Raw genomic sequence first — 17699 nt, 5'->3', positions numbered from 1 at the left:
CCCGTTCGGGGTGCCCTCAGCGGCCCGGCCTTAAGGTGACGGCGCACGACGAGGAGTTGCGGACGGGCCCTGCCGGGGCTCCGCGACCTGCCCCGTACGCCACCCCGAGCTCCTGTTCGACCGAAGGGAACGCATGCACGCCGCCACTGGGCCGATCATCCTGCGCTTCCGGAGGGAGGGCGAGGGCCACGACAGGCGGTCCGGCTACCGGGGGACGTCCGACGCGTTCGGCGAGATCACGCTCACCTGCCCGTTGCCGCGAAGGCAGCCGGAAAGCCTCGTCTCCGAGGTCCGGGGCACCCTGATCCCCACGGCGACGTACGAGACGCGCGGCATCCACACCGAAGCGGCCGACCTGCCCACGCTGAACCGCTCCACGCTCCGGCTGGGGGACGCGACGGTGCACATGCGGCGCAACCGCTTCGGCCTGACGCTGCGGGGCCGCGCCCTGCGACTGACCTACGGCGGCGACCCCTACCGGCTGCGGGCACGCAACCGGAAGCAGTTCGTCCTCAGCAGGCAGGCCGACAGCGAGGACCCGGGCGTCACCGTCACCGTCAAGCTCTCCGGCATCGGCAGCGGCAAGAAGGTGCAGGTCCACGTCGCCGGCCGGGCCGTCGCCGCCGACATCGCGCTCGCCGTGCTCTTCGCCGGCGTGGACCGTGCCCCGCTGACCCGGGGCGGCGCCGTGAGGGCCGCGCTCTCGAGGTCCACTCGGCTCGTCATGGAGAGCCAGGCCTGACCGCGCGCCGACCGGGACGTACCGCCCGACGTGCATGGCGCCGGACTGTTGCCCGGGGCGGCGCCGCCGTCGTGTAATCGGTCGCACACCGGTGCCGACAGGAGGAACGACGCGTGAACGGACCCGACGAAGCGGCCGAGATGCGGGCGGCGCTGCTGCGGCTGCGGCGGACGACCGGGCTGCCCGTCGCGTTCGGCGGGCTGCTGCGCGACGGGGCACAGCTGCGCATCGCGGAGCTGACGGGAGCGGCGACCGGGTCGCTGCGCGGCCTCGCCATCCGGTCGGGCAACGGCCTCGGCGGAAAGACGATGGCGCTGTCACGGCCCTGCTCGGTGACGGACTACCCGTCGGCCCGCCACATCAGCCACGAGTACGACGCGGCGGTGGCGGCGGCGGGGCTCCGGTCCGTGGTCGCGGTGCCCGTCGTCGTACGGCGCAAGGTGCGCGGCCTGCTGTACGGCGCGCTGCGCCGGCCTCTCGTGCTGGGCGACCGGGTCCTGGACGCGGCGGTGTCGGCGGCCCGGGACGTGGAACAGGCGCTGGCCGTACGGGACGAGGCGGAGCGACTGCTGGCCTGCGCCAGGCCGACCGCCGCGGCCCCGGCCCCGGGGGCGTGGGAGACCGTACGGGAGGTCCACGGCGAACTCCGCGCCCTGGCGCCCCGGATCGCCGACCGGGCGCTGCGCGAGGAACTGCTGACGGTGTGCGGGCGGCTGGCGACCGCACGCGCCGACGGGCCGGAGGCGGAGGTGTCCCTGACGCCGCGGGAGCTGGACGTCCTGGGGTGCGTCGCCTCGGGCGCGACGAACGCGGCGGCTGCGGGGCGGTTGGGGTTGCGGCCGGAGACGGTGAAGGCGTATCTGCGGTCGGCGATGCGGAAGCTGGGGGCACGGACGCGGCTGGAGGCGGTGGTCGCGGTGCGACGCGCGGGCCTGCTGCCGTGACGGTCCCGCGCAGCGGCCCACCCGCGGCCTAACCCCCGTCCCGCACCGCCCCGAAGCGGACCGCGGGCGCGAGCTCCGGCCGCATCCGGGCGAGCGTCCGCCCCGCCTCCTCCGCCAGTTCCTCCCGCTGCGCCCGCGTCGGCGAGCCGAAGGGCTGCAGCGTCAGCGTCGCCGTCGTCCCGGTCTCCTCAAGGCGCCAGATCCCGGCGAGGAAACCATCCAGGAGGAAAGTGCAGTACGCCTGATTGCCCTTCCAGAGGAGCGCCTTGTGCTCGGCGGACACCACCCGGCTCCGGTCCGCGTGGGACAGCAGCAGGTTGTCGTACTCGGGCAGCAGACGCGCCGGCACCGGGACATCCGCGCCGGGCCGGGGTGCGTCCGGGAGGTCGAAGAGCTCGGCGCCTCGCTCGTCCTGGAACACGGCCAGTCGCGGCCGCAGCCGTTCGAAGACGTCGCGCGTCCGCGTCAGCCCGGACCAGGTCTGGAAGTCCTTGACCGAGGCGGGGCCGAAGGCGGCGAGGTAGCGCAGCACGGTGTCACCGGCCTCGTGGGCGGGCTCGGACGGGCGGCCGAACCATCGCTGCGCGGTGGTCAGCCGGACCTGGCCGCTCCTCCCCCACACGCCCCGCGGCGTGACCTGCACCAGCGGCAGCGAGCACCGGGCGGCCACGGACAGGGCGAACGGGCCGGCGTCCGGCCAGTGGACGACGAGTGCCTCGCGCAGTTCCTTCATGGTCCGCGGCTCGTCCTCGACGAGCTCCCGTGCGACGGCGGCCAGCCGCCGGAGGTCCACGCCGGCCAGCCCGCTCCGGAACCGGTCCAGCTCACGGTCCCGCGCGGCCTGCACGAGCGGCCGCAGGCGCATGCAGTCGTCGGCGGTGTGGGTGTGGATCGTGGACCGCATCGTCACGAGGCGCCCGACCGCCCGGGACTCCATCAGCGCGGAGAGTTCCTCGGGGCCGAAGTCCGCCAGGCGCGCGGCGAGCGCGTAGTAGGGCGGCTTCACGTTCTGTGCCTGCAGCCCGACCAGGTGCGCGACCGCGGCCGCGACGGTCAGCTCCGTGCGCGGCACGCGCCGCAGCAGGAGCTGGCGCGCGAGAGTCGCACGGTTCAGTGCGCGGTTGTCGAGAACGGGGTACGTCGCGGTCTTCGAGGCCATGCCCGGAACGCTACCCACCCTTGCGGACAGGTACTGTCCGCGACGTCGGGCGACGCCTGGTGGGATCATGAGGGATACGTGATCGGCAGCCGTACCGGGCAGGTGTCAGCGATGGGCGATGCGACGGAGCGCGACGGGAACGGGCAGGAGCTGCTCGACGGCATGACCGTGGACGCGAGCCAGCCGGAGCGCCCGGTGCTCCTCGACGAGGACGGCCGCCCGATCAAGACCTGGCGGCAGAACTACCCGTACGACCGGAAGATTCCGAGGTCCGAGTACGAGCGGCAGAAGCGTGTGCTGCAGATCGAGATGCTGAAGCTGCAGCGCTGGGTCAAGGACTCCGGCGGGCGGCTCATCGTGATCTGTGAGGGACGCGACGCCGCGGGCAAGGGCGGCACGATCCAGCGGTTCACGGAGCGGCTGAATCCTCGCGGCGCGCGCGTGGTGGCCCTGGAGAAACCGACGGAACGCGAGGCGACGCAGTGGTACTTCCAGCGCTATGTGGCCCATCTGCCGTCCGCGGGCGAGATCGTGTTCTTCGACCGCTCCTGGTACAACCGGGCCGGTGTGGAGCGGGTCATGGGGTTCTGCAGCAAGGCGCAGTACGACCTGTTCCTGCACCAGTGCCCGCAGTTCGAGCGGATGCTGGTCGAGGACGGGATCATCCTGGTCAAGTTCTGGTTCTCGGTCTCCCGCGCCGAGCAGCGCACCCGTTTCGCGATCCGCCAGGTCGACCCGGTGCGCCAGTGGAAACTGTCCCCCACGGACGTGGCGTCGCTGGACCTGTGGGACGAGTACACCGCCGCCAAGGTGGACATGTTCCGCGCCACCGACACCGAGCACGCCCCGTGGACGGTGGTCAAGAGCAACGACAAGCGCCGTGGCCGCCTCGAGGCGATGCGCAGTCTGCTGTGGCACGTGGACTACACCAGCAAGGACACCGGAGCCGTCGGACGGCCGGACCCGCTGATCGTCGGCGCGGCGGACACGCTGCTGGAGCCGGGCGAGGAGAACGCCTCCCTGTCGCCGACCCCCCTCGCCGGCCACGCGGAGGGCCCGGGCGAGCATCCGGACCGGTGAGCCTGGCACGGTGACTGAACGTTCCAGCCCGTAGCGCGACTGCCGGCATCCGGCCCGGCGAAGGCGCCCGGTCAGGCAGAATGCCGTCATGCCCGAATATCTTGAACTCGACCTGGCCGGCGCCGCGTTACGCGTGGAGCTGGCCGACGCCGGGGAACCGGCAGCGGCCCCCGTCCCCGACGGAGCGCCGGAGGCACCGGACCTTCCCGACGGATTCGGCACCGCCACTCCGGTGGGACGCGGCCGGCGGGCCGCCGAGCTCGCGACGGATGCCCTGCGAAGCACGCTGCGCCCGCTCGGACCGCTCCTGGAGGAGGTGCACGGCGCCGTCGCCGGTACCGACAACCCGCCGCAGGAACTCAAGGTCGAATTCGGCCTCCAGATCGGCCAGGACCTCAAGCTGGGCATCGTCGGCGCGAACGGCAAGGCGACCATGACGGTGAGCGCGACCTGGCAGCACGGCACCGCCGACTCTGGCCAGGGGTGAGAATGGGCTGGTTCCGTCGCCGTGCATCGCCCGGCTCGCGTACCGCGCTGCTGCGCGAGGACGGCGCCAAGGCCTCCGGTGCCGCCGCCCTCCTCTCCCCTACCCGCGTGCTGACCTGCGCCCATGTCGTCAACGACGCACTCGGGCGGGACCTGTTGAGCACCGAGCAGCCGGAGGCGGAGCGTGCGCTGGACATCGCGTTCCACGGCTCCGGGACGACAGGTCGCGGTACCGCCCGGCTGTCGGTCTGGCTGCCTCCGCAGCGGCGGGCCTCCGGGGTCGTGTGGGACGGCGACCTGGCCGTGCTGGAACTGGACGAGCCCGCTCCCGACTGGACCAGGCCAGTGGTGTGGCGGGACATGACGGAGGGGCAGGGACTGCGGGCCTGGCACGGCGGCGGCGAATCCATCACCTACGCGGACATCGTGGTCGGCCCCGAGGACGACGGCTGCTGCTATCTGGACGGCAAGCTGTCCGGGGCCGCCATCGGGCCGGGATACAGCGGAGGCCCGCTGTGGGTGCCGTCCGACTCCACGGTCACCGGGCTCGTCGTCGCCCAGGTGCTGCCTGCCAAGGGCGCGTTGGGGTCCCAGGACACGGTCCGCCGCGGCTGGGCGGTGCCGTGGCAGACCGTGCGGAAGGAACTGGCGCGGGCGGACGCCGCCGATGTCCTCAGCGAGTGCGCGGTCGCCGCACCGGACGACATGGACCGGTGCGTGCCCCCGGAGTCGTTCGGAGCAGTGCAGTTGCTGGTGCCCGCGCTGCGCGCACTGCTGGACGACCCGGTCAGGCGCGCGGACCACTGCCGGGTGCTCGCGTCCGGTATCGGCTGCGAGCACCCGGCCGACGACGGATCCTCCGCTCCCACGCTCGACGAGCTGGCGAGGCTGCTGCTGACGGAGGACCGGGCACTGGCCACGCTGTCCGAGTCGCTCGCCCCCACGGTTCGCGACCACCGCGCCGGCCGGCGGGCGCTGGACCACCTGCTGGCACTCGGCCGCATGGAGGAGAACGTCCGGCTGCTGTCGGTCAACGAGCACCGGCAGCTGCTCACGGGGCTCCGTACGGTCACCGAGGCCGATCCGGCCCTGCTTCCCCGCGCCGCCCGCGAGGCGCTGCGGTTCATGGCCCTTCCCGGTCCGCTGGCCGGTGCCCCCCGGCTGACGGCGGCGGAGCTGGACGGTGTGGTGCTGAGCCTGGAGGACTACCCCGACGGCCCCGTCGGGAACACGGAGTGCTCCCCAGTCCCGGCTCTGCTGAGACTTGCGGCGTTCGTGGCCGCCGCGGCGGGCGACGAGAGCCGCACCGCTCTGCGCCACTGGTGCGACCGGGTCGCCGAACGGCTGGGGATCCCCCACGCGGCACTGGCCGAGCGCCGTGCCGACGCGGCGGCCTGGGCCTTGCACCGCCCGTCACCGGTCGCGCGGATCGTCACCCGGCTGTCGGAGGCCGGGCCGGACTCCCCGGGGCACTACCACTGCGAGATCCGGCTGGTCCGCAAGGACGGTACGCAGACTCCCGTGACCACGCGGAACGGTCCCCTGTCCCCGGACGGTATCGGGCGCCTGATACGTGAGACGGCGGACGGCTGCGGGAGCGGCGCGGGCGACGATCCGGCTCAGGTGGACGTGGTCGTCGGACGCGACAGTCTCCAGGTACCCGTGGACAGTTGGGACACGGGCAGCGAGTTCGGTGACATCTTCCCCGACCTCGAGGAGCTCAGCCTGCCGCTGGGCGCCAGGTACCAGGTGGCCCTGCGCTGTCCCGAGATTGTCCGCCGTTCGCCCGACGGGCAGAGCGAGATGCGCAGACGCTGGGCGGCCGGAGATCCGGGCGCTCTGGTCGTCGACCGGCCCTCCGTCACGATCAAGCAGCTGTACGGGCTGCTGAAGACCACCGACCGCAATACGGCCCGGGTCGTGCTGCACGGACCGCCGAAGCAGCGGGATCCCCTGCTCTCCGTCTGTCTGGCCATGGGTGTCCCGGTCGTGCTCTGGGACCGGGCGGCCGAGTCCCACGAGGACGCGGGCCGAATGGACGACATCGATCCCACCGGTCCGCTGCACAAACTGCCGCAGCGGCTCCAGGAGTTCAGGGCCGCCGTCTACGGGTCGGAGCAGTCCTCCGCCGCCAGGCCGGCGCTGGTGTGGGACGACGGCGAACTGGCGCTGCCCGGCCCGCTGGAGCTGGCGGACCCCTCATGACCTGGTCGGTCCACCGGCGACGACGCACGAACGGACAAGGAGCGGAGACCTGATGACGGCCCACGGCCCCCAGGGGCAGCACGGCGCGAGTGACGACGCGGGGGACGGCGACTGGCGGCTGTTCAGGGGCGACGGCCGGTCCCGCAGCATCACCTTTCCGTCGGCCCCACCGTGGCGCCGGTTCGACGGCGCAGGCGATAACGGCACCGGCCGCGAGCGGCCGTACCTGATCGGCACCTCCGAGGCCGACGTCGTCAACGCGGCGCTGCTGCTGCGCAGACCGCTGCTGGTGACCGGGCACCCCGGGACAGGCAAGTCGTCCCTGGCACACGCCGTCGCCCATGAGTTGTCCCTGGGCCGCGTCCTGCACTGGCCGGTCAACAGCCGTACCACGCTCCGGGAAGCGCTCTACCGCTACGACGCCATCGGCCGGCTGCGGGAGACCAACATGCGCCGCGACCCGCAGGACGGTGACGGCACGCCGGGCGGGGAGCCGGGGATCGGATCCTACGTACGCCTCGGTCCGCTCGGTACGGCGCTCGTGCCGTCCGCCACCCCTCGGGTGCTGCTCGTGGACGAGCTGGACAAGGGCGACGTCGACCTGCCCAACGACCTCCTCAACGTCTTCGAGGAGGGCGAGTTCGAGATCCCGGAGCTGGCACGGCTCCCAGAGGACCAGGCCACGGTACGGGTGATGACCGCCGACCCCGAGGCGTGGACGGACGTCGTCCGCGGCCGGGTGCGCTGCTCCGAGTTCCCCGTCGTCGTGATCACCAGCAACGGGGAGCGCGACTTCCCGCCTGCCTTCCTCCGCCGGTGCGTACGGCTGGACCTGCCGGAACCGGACGAGGACCGGCTGCGCGCCATCATCTCGGCGCATCTGGACCCCGACGGGACCGGCGTGGACACGGACATGGAGGGCATGGACGAGCTGATGCGGGCGTTCCTCGCCCGCAGGGCCAGGGGTGAGCTCGCCACCGACCAACTGCTCAACGCCGTCTTCCTGCGCCGGGGCGGTGTGGATCTCGATGCCGAGGGTCTGCTCGACGCGGTGCTGCACCGGCTCGGCAGGACGGTGTAGCCGGCCGTGCTGGAACGGGTCCGCAACGTCCTGTCGGGCGACGGCGAGGAACTCGCCGCCGAGGAGCTGCTCGATGCCCTGTGGCTGGCGGCCCGCCTGCCTCCGGCAGCGGCCACCGCGCTGGCGCGCGCGGCCGCTGCCGCCGCCGCGCCCGTCGTGTCCGCGTCCGAGCGGCTGGACGCCGGTGCTTCGCCCGCGGACGCCGAGGACCTGCCGGGCGGCGCGCAGCAGGAGGTGGCGCCCGCGGAGGCAGCACCCGGGGTCCCGTACCGGCCCGCTGCCCGGAGCGGTCTGCATGCCGCTCCGGCGGCCGCGGACCAGCAGCCCGCCCCATCCGACCGGGCCGCCACAGCCGTCCGCGCCCCGGGGATGAAAGCGCTGGGCGACGCCGAGTTGCGCCTCGGACGGGCTTTGCGACCGCTCAGGCACTGGCGTCCCGACACGCTGCGGGCGGAACTCGACGTCGACGCGACAGTCACGGCGATGGCCGAGACGGGCCTGCCGGAGGCGGTGCTGCGTCCTGCCCGCACCCGTTGGCTCGACCTGACCGTGCTCGTCGACGACGGCGTCTCGATGCTGCTGTGGCAGCGGCTCGCGGGCGAGATCAAGGCGCTGATGGAACGCTGCGGAGCCTTCCGCCACGTGCGGATCCATGGCCTCGACAGCCGCAGCCCGGACGGCCCCCGGCTGAGCCGTCGTCCGTTCTGCGCCCGCGCGGCCACGCTGCCGATGTCGACGGTGCTCGATCCCTCGGGCAGCACGCTGCTGCTGGTCGTGAGCGATGGTGTGGGCCCGGCGTGGCGCGACGGCAGGATGCACGCCGCCCTGCTCCGTGCGGCCGCGACCGGCCCGACGGCGCTGGTGCACGTCCTGCCGCCGAGGCTGCGGGCAGGCTCCGGCATCGGCGCTGAGCCGTGGCAGGTCACGACCCGCCGCCGGGGCGCGGCCAACCGGTCCTGGCTCGTCGAGGACCCGGTACTGCCGCCGGAGCTGGCTCCCTTCGACGGCGTGCCCGTGCCGGTCCTCACTACCGACCCGAGCTCGCTGGGCGTCTGGGCACAGCTGGTCGGCTCGGCCGGCAGCACCGCTGTGCTCCCTCTGCTCACGCGGCCGGGCACGGGTCCCGCCGTGGACGGCCGGCAGCCGGCCGTCCACGGGGGCGGCAGCGACGTCACAGCCGAGGCCGTACTGCGGTTCCGCGATGCCGCCTCCCCGGACGCGTACCGTCTCGCGGCGCATCTGGCGGCCGTGGCGCCACTTCCCGTGCCGGTGATGCGGCTGGTGCAGCAGGCCGTGAGCCCGGCCGCCGACACCTCCCACCTGGCCGAGGTCTTCCTCGGCGGGCTGATGCACGGTGTCGAGGGCCCCGGCGACCTGCCTCACCAGCGGACCTTCGACTTCACGGAGGAGACGCGGCGGATCCTGCTGTCCGTCGTTCCACCGTCCGAACTGCTCCGCACCTCACGTGCGGTGACGACAAGGCTCACCGAACTGGCCAGTACCGCGGGCGGTTTCCCGGCGTGGATACCGCACCCGCACGGCTCTGAGCGGCTGCCGGCAGGCAGCCGCCGACCGTTCGGCTGGGTGGACGAGACCGTAATGCGCCGGCTGGGGCTCTCGCTGCCCGACACTGCGGAGCCGACGCCCTCGAAGCAGGAAACCGCGGCTCTGCGGGAGCTGCCGCCGGGCTTCGAGCTGGACGAGGACAGCACCGGATGGTCTCGCCTTTTCGTGTCCGATCCGCGGTTCGACGGCTCGGGCGCCCTGCCGTACGAAGTGTTCGCCGAAAACACGGCCGGCTGGTCGCGGGTCGGTTTGTTCCTTGCCCACGACGGGGAGGGCCGCGTCCTCGTCATCCGCAGGCCGGAGGTCCCGCACGCCCTCGACCTGGTGGCCACGGAGGTCGCCGCACTGAAGCGGATGGACGGCTTGTACGCCCCCCGGCTGCTGGCGTGGGACACCGGCTGCGAGCATCCGTGGCTTGCGGTGGAGTGCGCTCTGGAAGGCAGAACGGACCCGGCACCGGATCTGCGTTCCTTCGTGGAGCGGCACGGACCCCTGTACGAGGCCGGGCTGTTGATGGTTGCCCGGCAGTTCGCGAACGGCCTGGCCCGGGCGCACCGCAAGGGGCTGGTGCACGGTTCGCTGACCTCCCACAGTGTGCTGATCGCCGGCCGCGAGGTGCAGATCGCCGGCTGGATGACCGCGTCGATCAACGGCACGGTCGCCCGGCACCGCGCAAGCCACCGGCAGAACGCCCGCTACCGTGCCCCGGAGCTGCCGGGCGCCGACGCCGAGCCGACACAGGCGGCGGACATCTACGCGCTCGGCCGGATCCTTGTCGAAGCGGCGGCCGGCGTCGCGACGGACGAGGTCGCCGGCGCACCGGACGCGTTCGAGTTGCCGCTGGGCGCCGAGATCGCCGAGAGTCTGCGCGCCTGTCTGTCACACGACCCGGAACGCAGACCGACCGCCCAGGAACTGCTGCGTGCGTTCAACGCACTGGCCCACGAGCGGGAGCCCGGGAAGCACCGGTTGGCGGTAACCCTCGGGCTCGATGACGACGCGACGCCGGTGCGGCTCGATCTGGAGAGCGCGGAACGTGGTGGCCAGGGTCCGCATCTGCTGTGCCAGGGCCGTCCGGCCCGCCTACGCCAAGACCTGCTGCACCGTGTGGTGGAGCAACTGACTCGAGGCCGGGACGGTGTGGAACTCGTCGTGGCCGACTCCAAGGGCGCCAGCCGTCTCGGGCGGTACGCCGGGCGATCGGCCGGCACGGCCTTCCTCGGGCTGTCCGCTGATCCGGTGCGGCCGCTGTCCCTGGCGGAGAAACTCAACGCCGAGATCGTGAACCGTCGCAGGGTGCTCGGGACGACCACGACGGAGCGTGACATCGGCGCCTTCGAGACGGCGAGCCGTAGAAATCCGTATCTGCCCGCCCTGTCGCGTCTGATCGTGGCTGTCGAGGAGGCGCACCGGGTCCTGCTGTTGTCACCGGAGCTGCGCACCGCGGTGACACGGGTGGCGCAGTCCGGCGGACGGCTGGGGATCCATCTGCTGCTGTTCGCCGACTCCTCGGACACTGCCTGGCTCGACCACCGCCTGTTGCAGCACTTGCGCACCCGTGTGGTGTTGCTCACCAGGCCCGTGTCCGACGGCCGGTTCGGCGGCAGCATGCCGGACGGCGCCGTTCTCATCGACCCGTCCGCATCCGGACCGGTCCACTTCGACATGGGCCGTGGGCCGGCCGACGGGCAGTCACCGTCCGTGCGTTGAGGACGCGTCCGGGCCCGGCCGACCGGGCCGGGCCGGAGGTCGACCGGGCCCTACGCCTGCGCGATCAGACGGTCCACCGCCGCCGTGCCCGAGGTGTAGCCGGCGGCCGGTGCCCCGGCCGTGGCACCGGGGCGGGCGGCTTGGGCGGGTGCGAGGCCGCGGGCGGCGAGCGGCTGCCGGGCGGTGGGCTCGTGGGCCAGGGCGAGCGGAGGGTTCTGCTGCGGCAGTGGCTGCGACGGGGCCTGCGCAAGCATGGGCGCCGGGGCCGGCTGCCGGGCCTGGGCCTGCGGCAGCGGCTGCGCACGGGGCTGTTGGGGCTGGGCCGGTATCTGCGCCAGCATCGGCTGCGGCGGCTCCGGCGCGGGTGCGGGGGCCCGCGCGGACCGGGCCAGGCCGCCGTACAGCACCTGTTCCATCGCCGTGAGCAGCCGCTCCACGTCCTGTTCCGGGCGGACCACGAGCCGTACGAACCGGCTCGAGCTGCCGATCTTGTTGCCGCACTCGCGCACCAGGACGCCGTGCTCGGCAAGCAGCCGGTCGCGCAGGACCGCGCCGTCGGCCCCTTCCGGGAGGCGCACGTACACGAAGTTCCCCTGTGACGGGTAGACGGTGAGGCCGGGGAGCTGGGAGAGCCGCCAGATCATGGCCTGGCGGTCGCCGCACACCCGCGACAGGCTCTCCGCGTACTCCTGGCGGTACTCCTTCAGCATGAACACCACTGTCTCCGCGAAGGAGTTGAGGTTCCACTTCGGCAGCGCGGCCCGTACCTCGCCGGCCAGGCCCGGGTTGGAGACGAGATAGCCGAAACGCACCCCGTGGAGACCGAAGTTCTTGCCGAGGCTGCGCAGCACGATCACGTTGGTGCGCAGCACTGCCTCGGCCGCGACGCTGGTCTCCTGCCCGGCGTCGGCGAACTCGAGGAAGGACTCGTCGACGACGACCAGGTCGAGGTCCTGGAGCTGATCGAGGAGCGAGAGGACCTGCTGTTTGGGGAGCAGGCCGCCGTCGGGGTTGTTCGGGTTGCAGACGACCGCGACGCGCGAGCCTCTCGTCCGTACGAACTGGACGAAGGAGGCCGGGTCGAGGGCGAAGCCGCGCGCTTCGGGCAGCAGCAGCATGTCGACCCGTTTCCCGGTCTCCGTCGGCTGGTCGGTCCAGCGGCCGAAGGTGGGGACGGGGACGGCCAGCGACTCCCGTACGAGCAGATGGTCGATCCATGTGATCAGTTCCGTGGAGCCGTTGCCCATCGCCACGGTCTGCGGATTGAGGCCGAGCAGCCGGCACAGTTCGGCGGTGATCGTGTCCGCGCCGCTCGGGTAGTAGGTCAGGATCTCCCTGAGGCTGCCGGCGAGGCGGTCGAACATGGTGGGGGTGGGGAAGTACGGATTGCACGGGATGCAGAAGTCCACGATCTCACCGGCCGCTCCGCCGCCCGCCCGGTCCAGCGTGAAGTACGAGGGGCTGTGCGCGGTGGACGCGCGAAACAGAGCGGTGACGTTGCTCCCGCTGCCCCCGTTGCTGCCGTTGCTGACACCGCTGCCGGCCAAGACGTGCCTCCCCTGCGTGCTGGCGGCCCGTGCGGATCCACACGGGCCGCCCACAGGTACGGACGCCGTCCGCCCGTTGTTCAAGCGGTCGTCCGGGGGCCGGCGGCCGGTCAGCAGGCCGCGCGCTGTATCGCCCCGCCGCGCGCCCTCGGCGGCTGCCGGCCGTGCAGCAGCAGGTAGAAGCGCTCGACCGACTCTCCGGGACCGTCCTCGAACCGCTTGACGACCTTGCCGAGCGGATTCCACACCCGCCCGTCGGGCATCCGGACCCCGACGGTCTGCCCGAACATCTCGCGCTGCCCGTCGTCGAGGTCCACCCACCTCGCCCCGGCGCGTCTGACCATCACCTCGCCGGTGTAGGCGCCGAGGCCGCGGAGGACCCGGTCGACGCCCGCGCGGACCGGTCTGTTGCGTCTGAGTCCGTCGACGACGAGATCGACCAGCCTCAGGCTTGCCACGGTGTAGTCGAGCGGCAGTCTGCTGCGCTCGCTCATCTCGGTGACGAACCCGGCGGCGTAGCTCTGCATACCCTTGGCGTCCGGCAGTTCTGCTGCGCGCTCTTCCACGGCGCCCGCCTCTCCACAACGATGGACTCGCCCTTCCCAGCGGAAGCGGAGGCCACGGCATCACGGATGGCGCAGGTGGCTGTTGTCACAGAAAAATTTTCGAATGCCGTACAACCTTCGGGTGCGGTGAAGCGTCTGTCGCGCCTGTCGGCACTGACTGCCGCTGGTGCCGCCGCTACCGCCGGCGCCGTCGGCCGCCGTTCACTGCCGCGCCGGTTTCTGCTTCGGGACGCGTCCCTTGTCCTGGCCGCCCCTGGCGACACCTGTGGTCGGCGCCACGGCGGCCGCCGTGTTCCTGCCCGGGTCGGACGTGGCCCGGTGTTCCGAGGCGTCGGACCGTCCGTCCTGCGACAGCCCCGCGCAGTACGCCTCGACGCCGTCCGGACCTCCCGCCGCCGCTTCGAGACGCTCGCGCACGGCGCTGTCCAGCGCCTTGCCGTTCCCGGCCCGCCCGTTCGCCTCGGCCGCCTCGTACGCGCGGCAATGGGCCGCCCGGTCCTCGGCGGTGGACGGGTGGCGCACGGCGCCGGGCGTCGCGGCAGGCCGGCCGGCGGACCTGGTGACCCGCGGGGCGACCGCGCTCGCCGTCGCCGCCGGAATGCCCGACGGGGAGGTGGAGGCACTGGAGGCCGGACTCGGCCGCCCGTCGGACGGATCCCCGAACGGGGCGGGCAGCGTGCCCGTCGCCACGGCCACGCCGCCGAGCATGATGCCCGCGACGAAGGTGCCGAGCCCGGCCTTGATCCACGGGATTCGCGTCCCGGGCTCGGCGGGACGCCAGTCGTCGTCCGGCCGGGTGGGCAGGCCCAGGGCCCCCTCGTCCCGGGCCTCGCGGAAGGCGGCCAGGGCGTTCTCGGCGGCCTGGGCAGCAACGGGCTCGGGACGCGCGGCGGCGGCGAGCACCTCGTCCAGCGTGGGTGGCTGCGGCTGCTGCTGCGGGTCGGTACCGGGTCCCACGGCACCTCCCGATCGGTTTTCGGTCATCTCGAATCTCCCAGCGAAGGGGAGTTTGAATCTGTCACACCGCCGGACGTAAGCGACGACAGGTACCTCTCCAGCCGCTTGAGTCCGCGGTGGGTGGCGGAGCGCACCGCTCCCGGCCGAGTGCCCAGCACCCGGGCGGCGGCCGGCCCGTCGAGGCCGATGACGGTTTGCAGGAGCACCGCCTCGGCCTGCCGGCGGGGCAGTCGCGCGATCAGGTCCAGCGCCTGCCGGGTGGAGACGGTCTCGAAGGCCTCGGCGGCGGTGTCCTGACGGGAGGGCAGTGCGGCGAGCTCGCTCTCGAGGAGCGTGCCGCGCGGACGGCTCCTGATCCGGCGCAGATGATCGATGGCCCGGTTGCGCGCGATGCTCGCGGTCCAGGCCCTGAAGCCGGCGCCGTCACCCCGGAAGCGGCCGAGGTCACGGGCTATTTCCAGCCAGGCGTCGGAGGCTACGTCCTCCGCGTCGTCGCCCACGAGTCCACGCAGATAGCCGAGGAGCGGAGGGTGGACGAGTCGGTAGGCCGCGGAGAAGGCGGCCTCGTCGCCCTGTTGCGCGCTCGTCACCGCATCGCCGAGCTCCTTGTCGTACGTCTCCGTACGCCGGCTGCCCCGCTCCTTGCCCACCCGGTCCTCTTCACGCCGCCGGCACGGGATCCGTGCCATGCTCATGCCTCCCTACAATCTGCGTCATCGCTCATGGAAACGTCACAGCAGGCACACGGTGTGACTGTCGTCCCGTGGTGCTACAGACCGACGACGGTGACCTCGGTGGCCTTGACCCCGGTCCAGACGTCGACGCCTTCGGCGAGGCCAAGTTCCGCGGCGGCCTGCGGGGTGATCTCCGCGACCAGGTCCGGCGCGTCGGTGGAGGTCACCAGGACTCGCAGCCGGCTGCCGACGACCGTGATCTCGCTTACGGTGCCCGGCCAGACGTTGCGGGGGCTGCCGCCGGGGCGTTCCCGGTGTACGGCGACGGCCTCCGGGGCGATGATCGCGAGGACCTCCGCGCCCGGTGTCAGCGGGTCGGCGACGACCAGCCGTCCGCCCCCGGCCAGTTCGACGCCGCCGGCCGCCGCCGTGCCCGGCCAGGCGTTGCGGCCGAGCATCCGCGCGACCCACGGCGAACGCGGATGGCGGGTGACCTCCGCGGGCGGAGCGTCCTGGACGGCGCGGCCGTCGTCGAGGACGAGTACCCGGTCGGCCAGCGACACGGCCTCGACCGGGTCGTGGGTGACGATCAGGCACACGCCGCCGAACCCGTCGAGATGGCCGCGCAGGGTGTGGCGCACCTGCGCCCGGGTGGTCTGGTCGAGGGCGGCGAGCGGTTCGTCGAGGAGCAGCAGCCGTGGCCCGGCGGCCAGGGCGCGGGCGAGTGCGACGCGCTGGGCCTGGCCGCCGGAGAGCTGGGCGGGCCTGCGGGCGGCGAGGTGGCCGACTCCCAGCCGGTCGAGCCACTGCTGGGCGCCGCGCCGGGCCTCGGCACGGCCGACGCCATGGGCGCGCGGCCCGTACGCGGTGTTGCCGAGCGCGCTCAGGTGCGGGAAGAGCGCGCCGTCCTGGGGGACCCAGGCGATGCCGCGGCGGTGCGGCGGCAGGGCGGACACGTCGGTGCCGCCGAGTGTCAGGGCTGCGCCGGCGCGCGGGGTGAGTCCGAGAAGCGCGCGCAGCAGGGTCGTCTTTCCGGCGCCGTTGGGGCCGACGACCGCGATGGTGGTCCCCGGTGCGGCGTCGAGGGTGAGCTCGTCGAAGCCGGTGACCTCGGCGTGCAGCGCCCAGCGTCCGCCCGTGGCCGGCGCTCCGGCCCCGGGGACTGTACGGGTCGGGGCGGGCGGGACCGGTTCCTCGGCCACGGGAGCCGCCCGGCGCGGCACCGGCGCGCCGCCCGTCCAGCGGCCGCGCAGGGCGACCAGCACCGCCATGGCGACGGCGAGCAGCAGGAGCGACAGGGACGTCGCCGCCTCCGGCTCCTCCTGGAGCAGCAGATACACCTGCAGAGGCAGCGTCTGTGTCGTGCCCGGCAGATTGCCGGCGAAGGTGATGGTCGCGCCGAACTCGCCGAGCGCGCGGGCCCAGGTGAGTGCCGCTCCGGCCACCAGCCCGGGCGCGACCATCGGCAGGGTGACGGTCAGGAAGACCCGTACCGGCGAGGCCCCGAGCGAGGCCGCCGTCTCCTCGTACCCGGGGCGCAGACCGGCGAGGGCGCCCTCCAGGCTGATGACCAGGAACGGCATGGCGACGAATGTCGCGGCGACGACGGCGCCGGAAGTTTGGAACGGCAGCGTGATGCCGAAGGTGTCCTCCAGCCAGGGCCCGAGCAGCCCCCGCCGGCCGAAGCCGAGCAGGAGCGCCACGCCTCCGACGGTCGGCGGCAGCACCATCGGCAGCAGGACGAGCGAGCGCACGAGGGTCTTGCCGGGGAAGTCGGCGCGGGCCAGCACCCAGGCGAGGGGCACGCCGAGCAGCAGGGAGAGCCCGAGCGCCCAGAAGGAGACCACCAGCGACAGCTGCAGCGCCTCGGTGACGCCGGGGCTGGTCAGATGGGTGCCGATGTCCGTCCACGCGGTACGGCCGAGGATGCCGGCCAGGGGCAGCAGCAGGAAGGCGACGGCGAGCAGCGCGGGCACCGCGAGCACGGCGGGCGTACGGGGGCCGGAGACGGCCGCGGTCCGTGGGGACCGGGGGGTCCGGGCGGGTCGGGTGCTGGCGCGCAGACGCTTCATGGTGCGTTCCTGTGCTGCTGGGCCGGGGCTGCGGCTGCCGGGCCCGAGGACGTTCGGCTGCTGTGCCGTCGGGGCTTGGATGCTGGGCCGCGGGGCTCCGACTGCTCGGTCGCGGGAGCTACGGCTGCTGGAAGCCGGCGTCCCGCAGGATCTTCTGCGCCTCGGGGCCGCTGAGCCACGTGACGAATGCCTCGGCGGCGTCGGTGTGGTGTGAGGCGTTCAGGGGTGCGGCCGGGTACGAGGCGACCGCGTTCTGCTCGTCGGGGATGTCGACGGCGTCGGTCCGGCCGGCTGCGGTGGCGGCGTCGGTGCGGTAGACGAGTCCGGCGTCCGCCTCGCCCAGTTCCACCTTGCTGAGCACGGCCCGCACGTTCGGTTCCTCGGAGACCGGCCGCACCTGGACGTGCCGGGCGTCGAGGATCTGCCTGCTGTAGCGGCCGACGGGCACCTGGGGTGCGGCGAGGACCACCTTGAGCTTGCCGTCGGCGAGGTCCGTGAGCGAACGGATCCGGTGCGGGTTGCCCTTCTCGGTGGCGATCACCAGCCGGTTCCTGGCGATGACGACCGCCTCGCCGGTGTCCCCGGCGAGGCTCTCCATGGTCCGGGTGTCGGCGGTGACGAGCGCGTCGGCGGGGGCACCCTGCCGGACCTGGGCGGCGAGCTCCTGGGAGCCCGCGAAGGAGAACGTGACCTCTGTGCCGGGGTGCGACTTCTCGTAGGCGGCCCCGGCGGTCCTGAAGACGTCGGTGAGCGAGGACGCCGCGAGCACGGTCAGCCGGGTGGCGTCCGCGCCGTCGGTGGCGTCCGTGTCGTCGCTGCCGCCGCAGGCGGCGAGCGGTGCGAGCAGCGCGGCGGCCAGGATCGCGGCTGCGGCGCGGCGGTGCCCGGTACGGGTGGGGAACACGGGCCG

General features: G+C 73.3%; 14 protein-coding genes. 7 read left to right on the top strand and 7 right to left on the bottom strand.

Annotation, left to right across the window (positions count from 1 at the left end; all coding sequences use genetic code 11):
* Positions 1-133 precede the first annotated feature (133 nt).
* Together OGH68_RS29970 and OGH68_RS29965 are read left to right on the top strand one after the other, a co-directional pair.
* On the top strand, positions 134-742 hold the full coding sequence (locus OGH68_RS29970; RefSeq protein ID WP_264248322.1) for a hypothetical protein: 609 nt from the start codon (positions 134-136) through the stop codon (positions 740-742).
* Positions 743-882: 140 nt separating this feature from the next.
* A complete protein-coding gene (locus OGH68_RS29965; protein ID WP_264250355.1) occupies positions 883-1686 on the top strand; it encodes a helix-turn-helix transcriptional regulator in 804 nt (267 codons plus the stop codon).
* A 28-nt stretch (positions 1687-1714) separates the two neighbouring features.
* On the opposite strand, the gene OGH68_RS29960 is transcribed toward OGH68_RS29965, so the two are convergent.
* Entirely contained in the window at positions 1715-2845 is a 1131-nt protein-coding gene (locus OGH68_RS29960; protein WP_264248319.1) for a winged helix DNA-binding domain-containing protein, read from the bottom strand.
* A 111-nt stretch (positions 2846-2956) separates the two neighbouring features.
* On the opposite strand from OGH68_RS29960, the gene ppk2 reads away from it, so the two are divergent.
* From ppk2 to OGH68_RS29935, 5 genes are all read left to right on the top strand, one after another.
* A complete protein-coding gene (gene ppk2 / locus OGH68_RS29955; protein WP_264248316.1) occupies positions 2957-3925 on the top strand; it encodes a polyphosphate kinase 2 in 969 nt (322 codons plus the stop codon).
* Positions 3926-4013: 88 nt separating this feature from the next.
* Positions 4014-4412: a CU044_2847 family protein gene (locus OGH68_RS29950; RefSeq protein WP_264248315.1), complete on the top strand. Its 399-nt coding sequence runs from the start codon at positions 4014-4016 to the stop codon at positions 4410-4412.
* A gap of 2 nt (positions 4413-4414) precedes the next feature.
* On the top strand, positions 4415-6616 hold the full coding sequence (locus OGH68_RS29945) for a hypothetical protein (protein WP_264248313.1): 2202 nt from the start codon (positions 4415-4417) through the stop codon (positions 6614-6616).
* 52 nt (positions 6617-6668) lie between these two features.
* Positions 6669-7697 (top strand): AAA family ATPase, encoded by a 1029-nt coding sequence (locus OGH68_RS29940; RefSeq protein WP_264248312.1) that lies wholly within the window; start codon positions 6669-6671, stop codon positions 7695-7697.
* Between the two features lie 6 nt (positions 7698-7703).
* Positions 7704-10973, top strand: a complete 3270-nt coding sequence (locus OGH68_RS29935) for an SAV_2336 N-terminal domain-related protein (protein WP_264248309.1) — start codon at positions 7704-7706, stop codon at positions 10971-10973.
* A 50-nt stretch (positions 10974-11023) separates the two neighbouring features.
* Here the strand turns inward: OGH68_RS29935 and OGH68_RS29930 are convergent, their stop codons facing one another.
* From OGH68_RS29930 to modA, 6 genes are all read right to left on the bottom strand, one after another.
* Positions 11024-12520: an aminotransferase class I/II-fold pyridoxal phosphate-dependent enzyme gene (locus OGH68_RS29930; RefSeq protein ID WP_264248308.1), complete on the bottom strand. Its 1497-nt coding sequence runs from the start codon at positions 12518-12520 to the stop codon at positions 11024-11026.
* Between the two features lie 110 nt (positions 12521-12630).
* On the bottom strand, positions 12631-13086 hold the full coding sequence (locus tag OGH68_RS29925; protein ID WP_319020253.1) for a hypothetical protein: 456 nt from the start codon (positions 13084-13086) through the stop codon (positions 12631-12633).
* A 201-nt stretch (positions 13087-13287) separates the two neighbouring features.
* On the bottom strand, positions 13288-14043 hold the full coding sequence (locus OGH68_RS29920; RefSeq protein WP_264248305.1) for a hypothetical protein: 756 nt from the start codon (positions 14041-14043) through the stop codon (positions 13288-13290).
* A 23-nt stretch (positions 14044-14066) separates the two neighbouring features.
* Positions 14067-14693, bottom strand: a complete 627-nt coding sequence (locus tag OGH68_RS29915) for an RNA polymerase sigma factor (RefSeq protein ID WP_413471135.1) — start codon at positions 14691-14693, stop codon at positions 14067-14069.
* A 119-nt stretch (positions 14694-14812) separates the two neighbouring features.
* Positions 14813-16789 carry an ABC transporter permease gene (locus OGH68_RS29910; RefSeq protein WP_264248302.1) on the bottom strand — a complete coding sequence of 659 codons (1977 nt, stop codon included), beginning with the start codon at positions 16787-16789 and terminating at the stop codon, positions 14813-14815.
* A gap of 118 nt (positions 16790-16907) precedes the next feature.
* On the bottom strand, positions 16908-17693 hold the full coding sequence (modA, locus tag OGH68_RS29905; protein WP_264248300.1) for a molybdate ABC transporter substrate-binding protein: 786 nt from the start codon (positions 17691-17693) through the stop codon (positions 16908-16910).
* Positions 17694-17699 lie beyond the last annotated feature (6 nt).

Source organism: Streptomyces peucetius, from assembly GCF_025854275.1.
GTDB classification, from domain to species: Bacteria; Actinomycetota; Actinomycetes; order Streptomycetales; family Streptomycetaceae; genus Streptomyces; species Streptomyces peucetius_A.
This window is presented reverse-complemented; position numbering and strand designations above follow the sequence as displayed.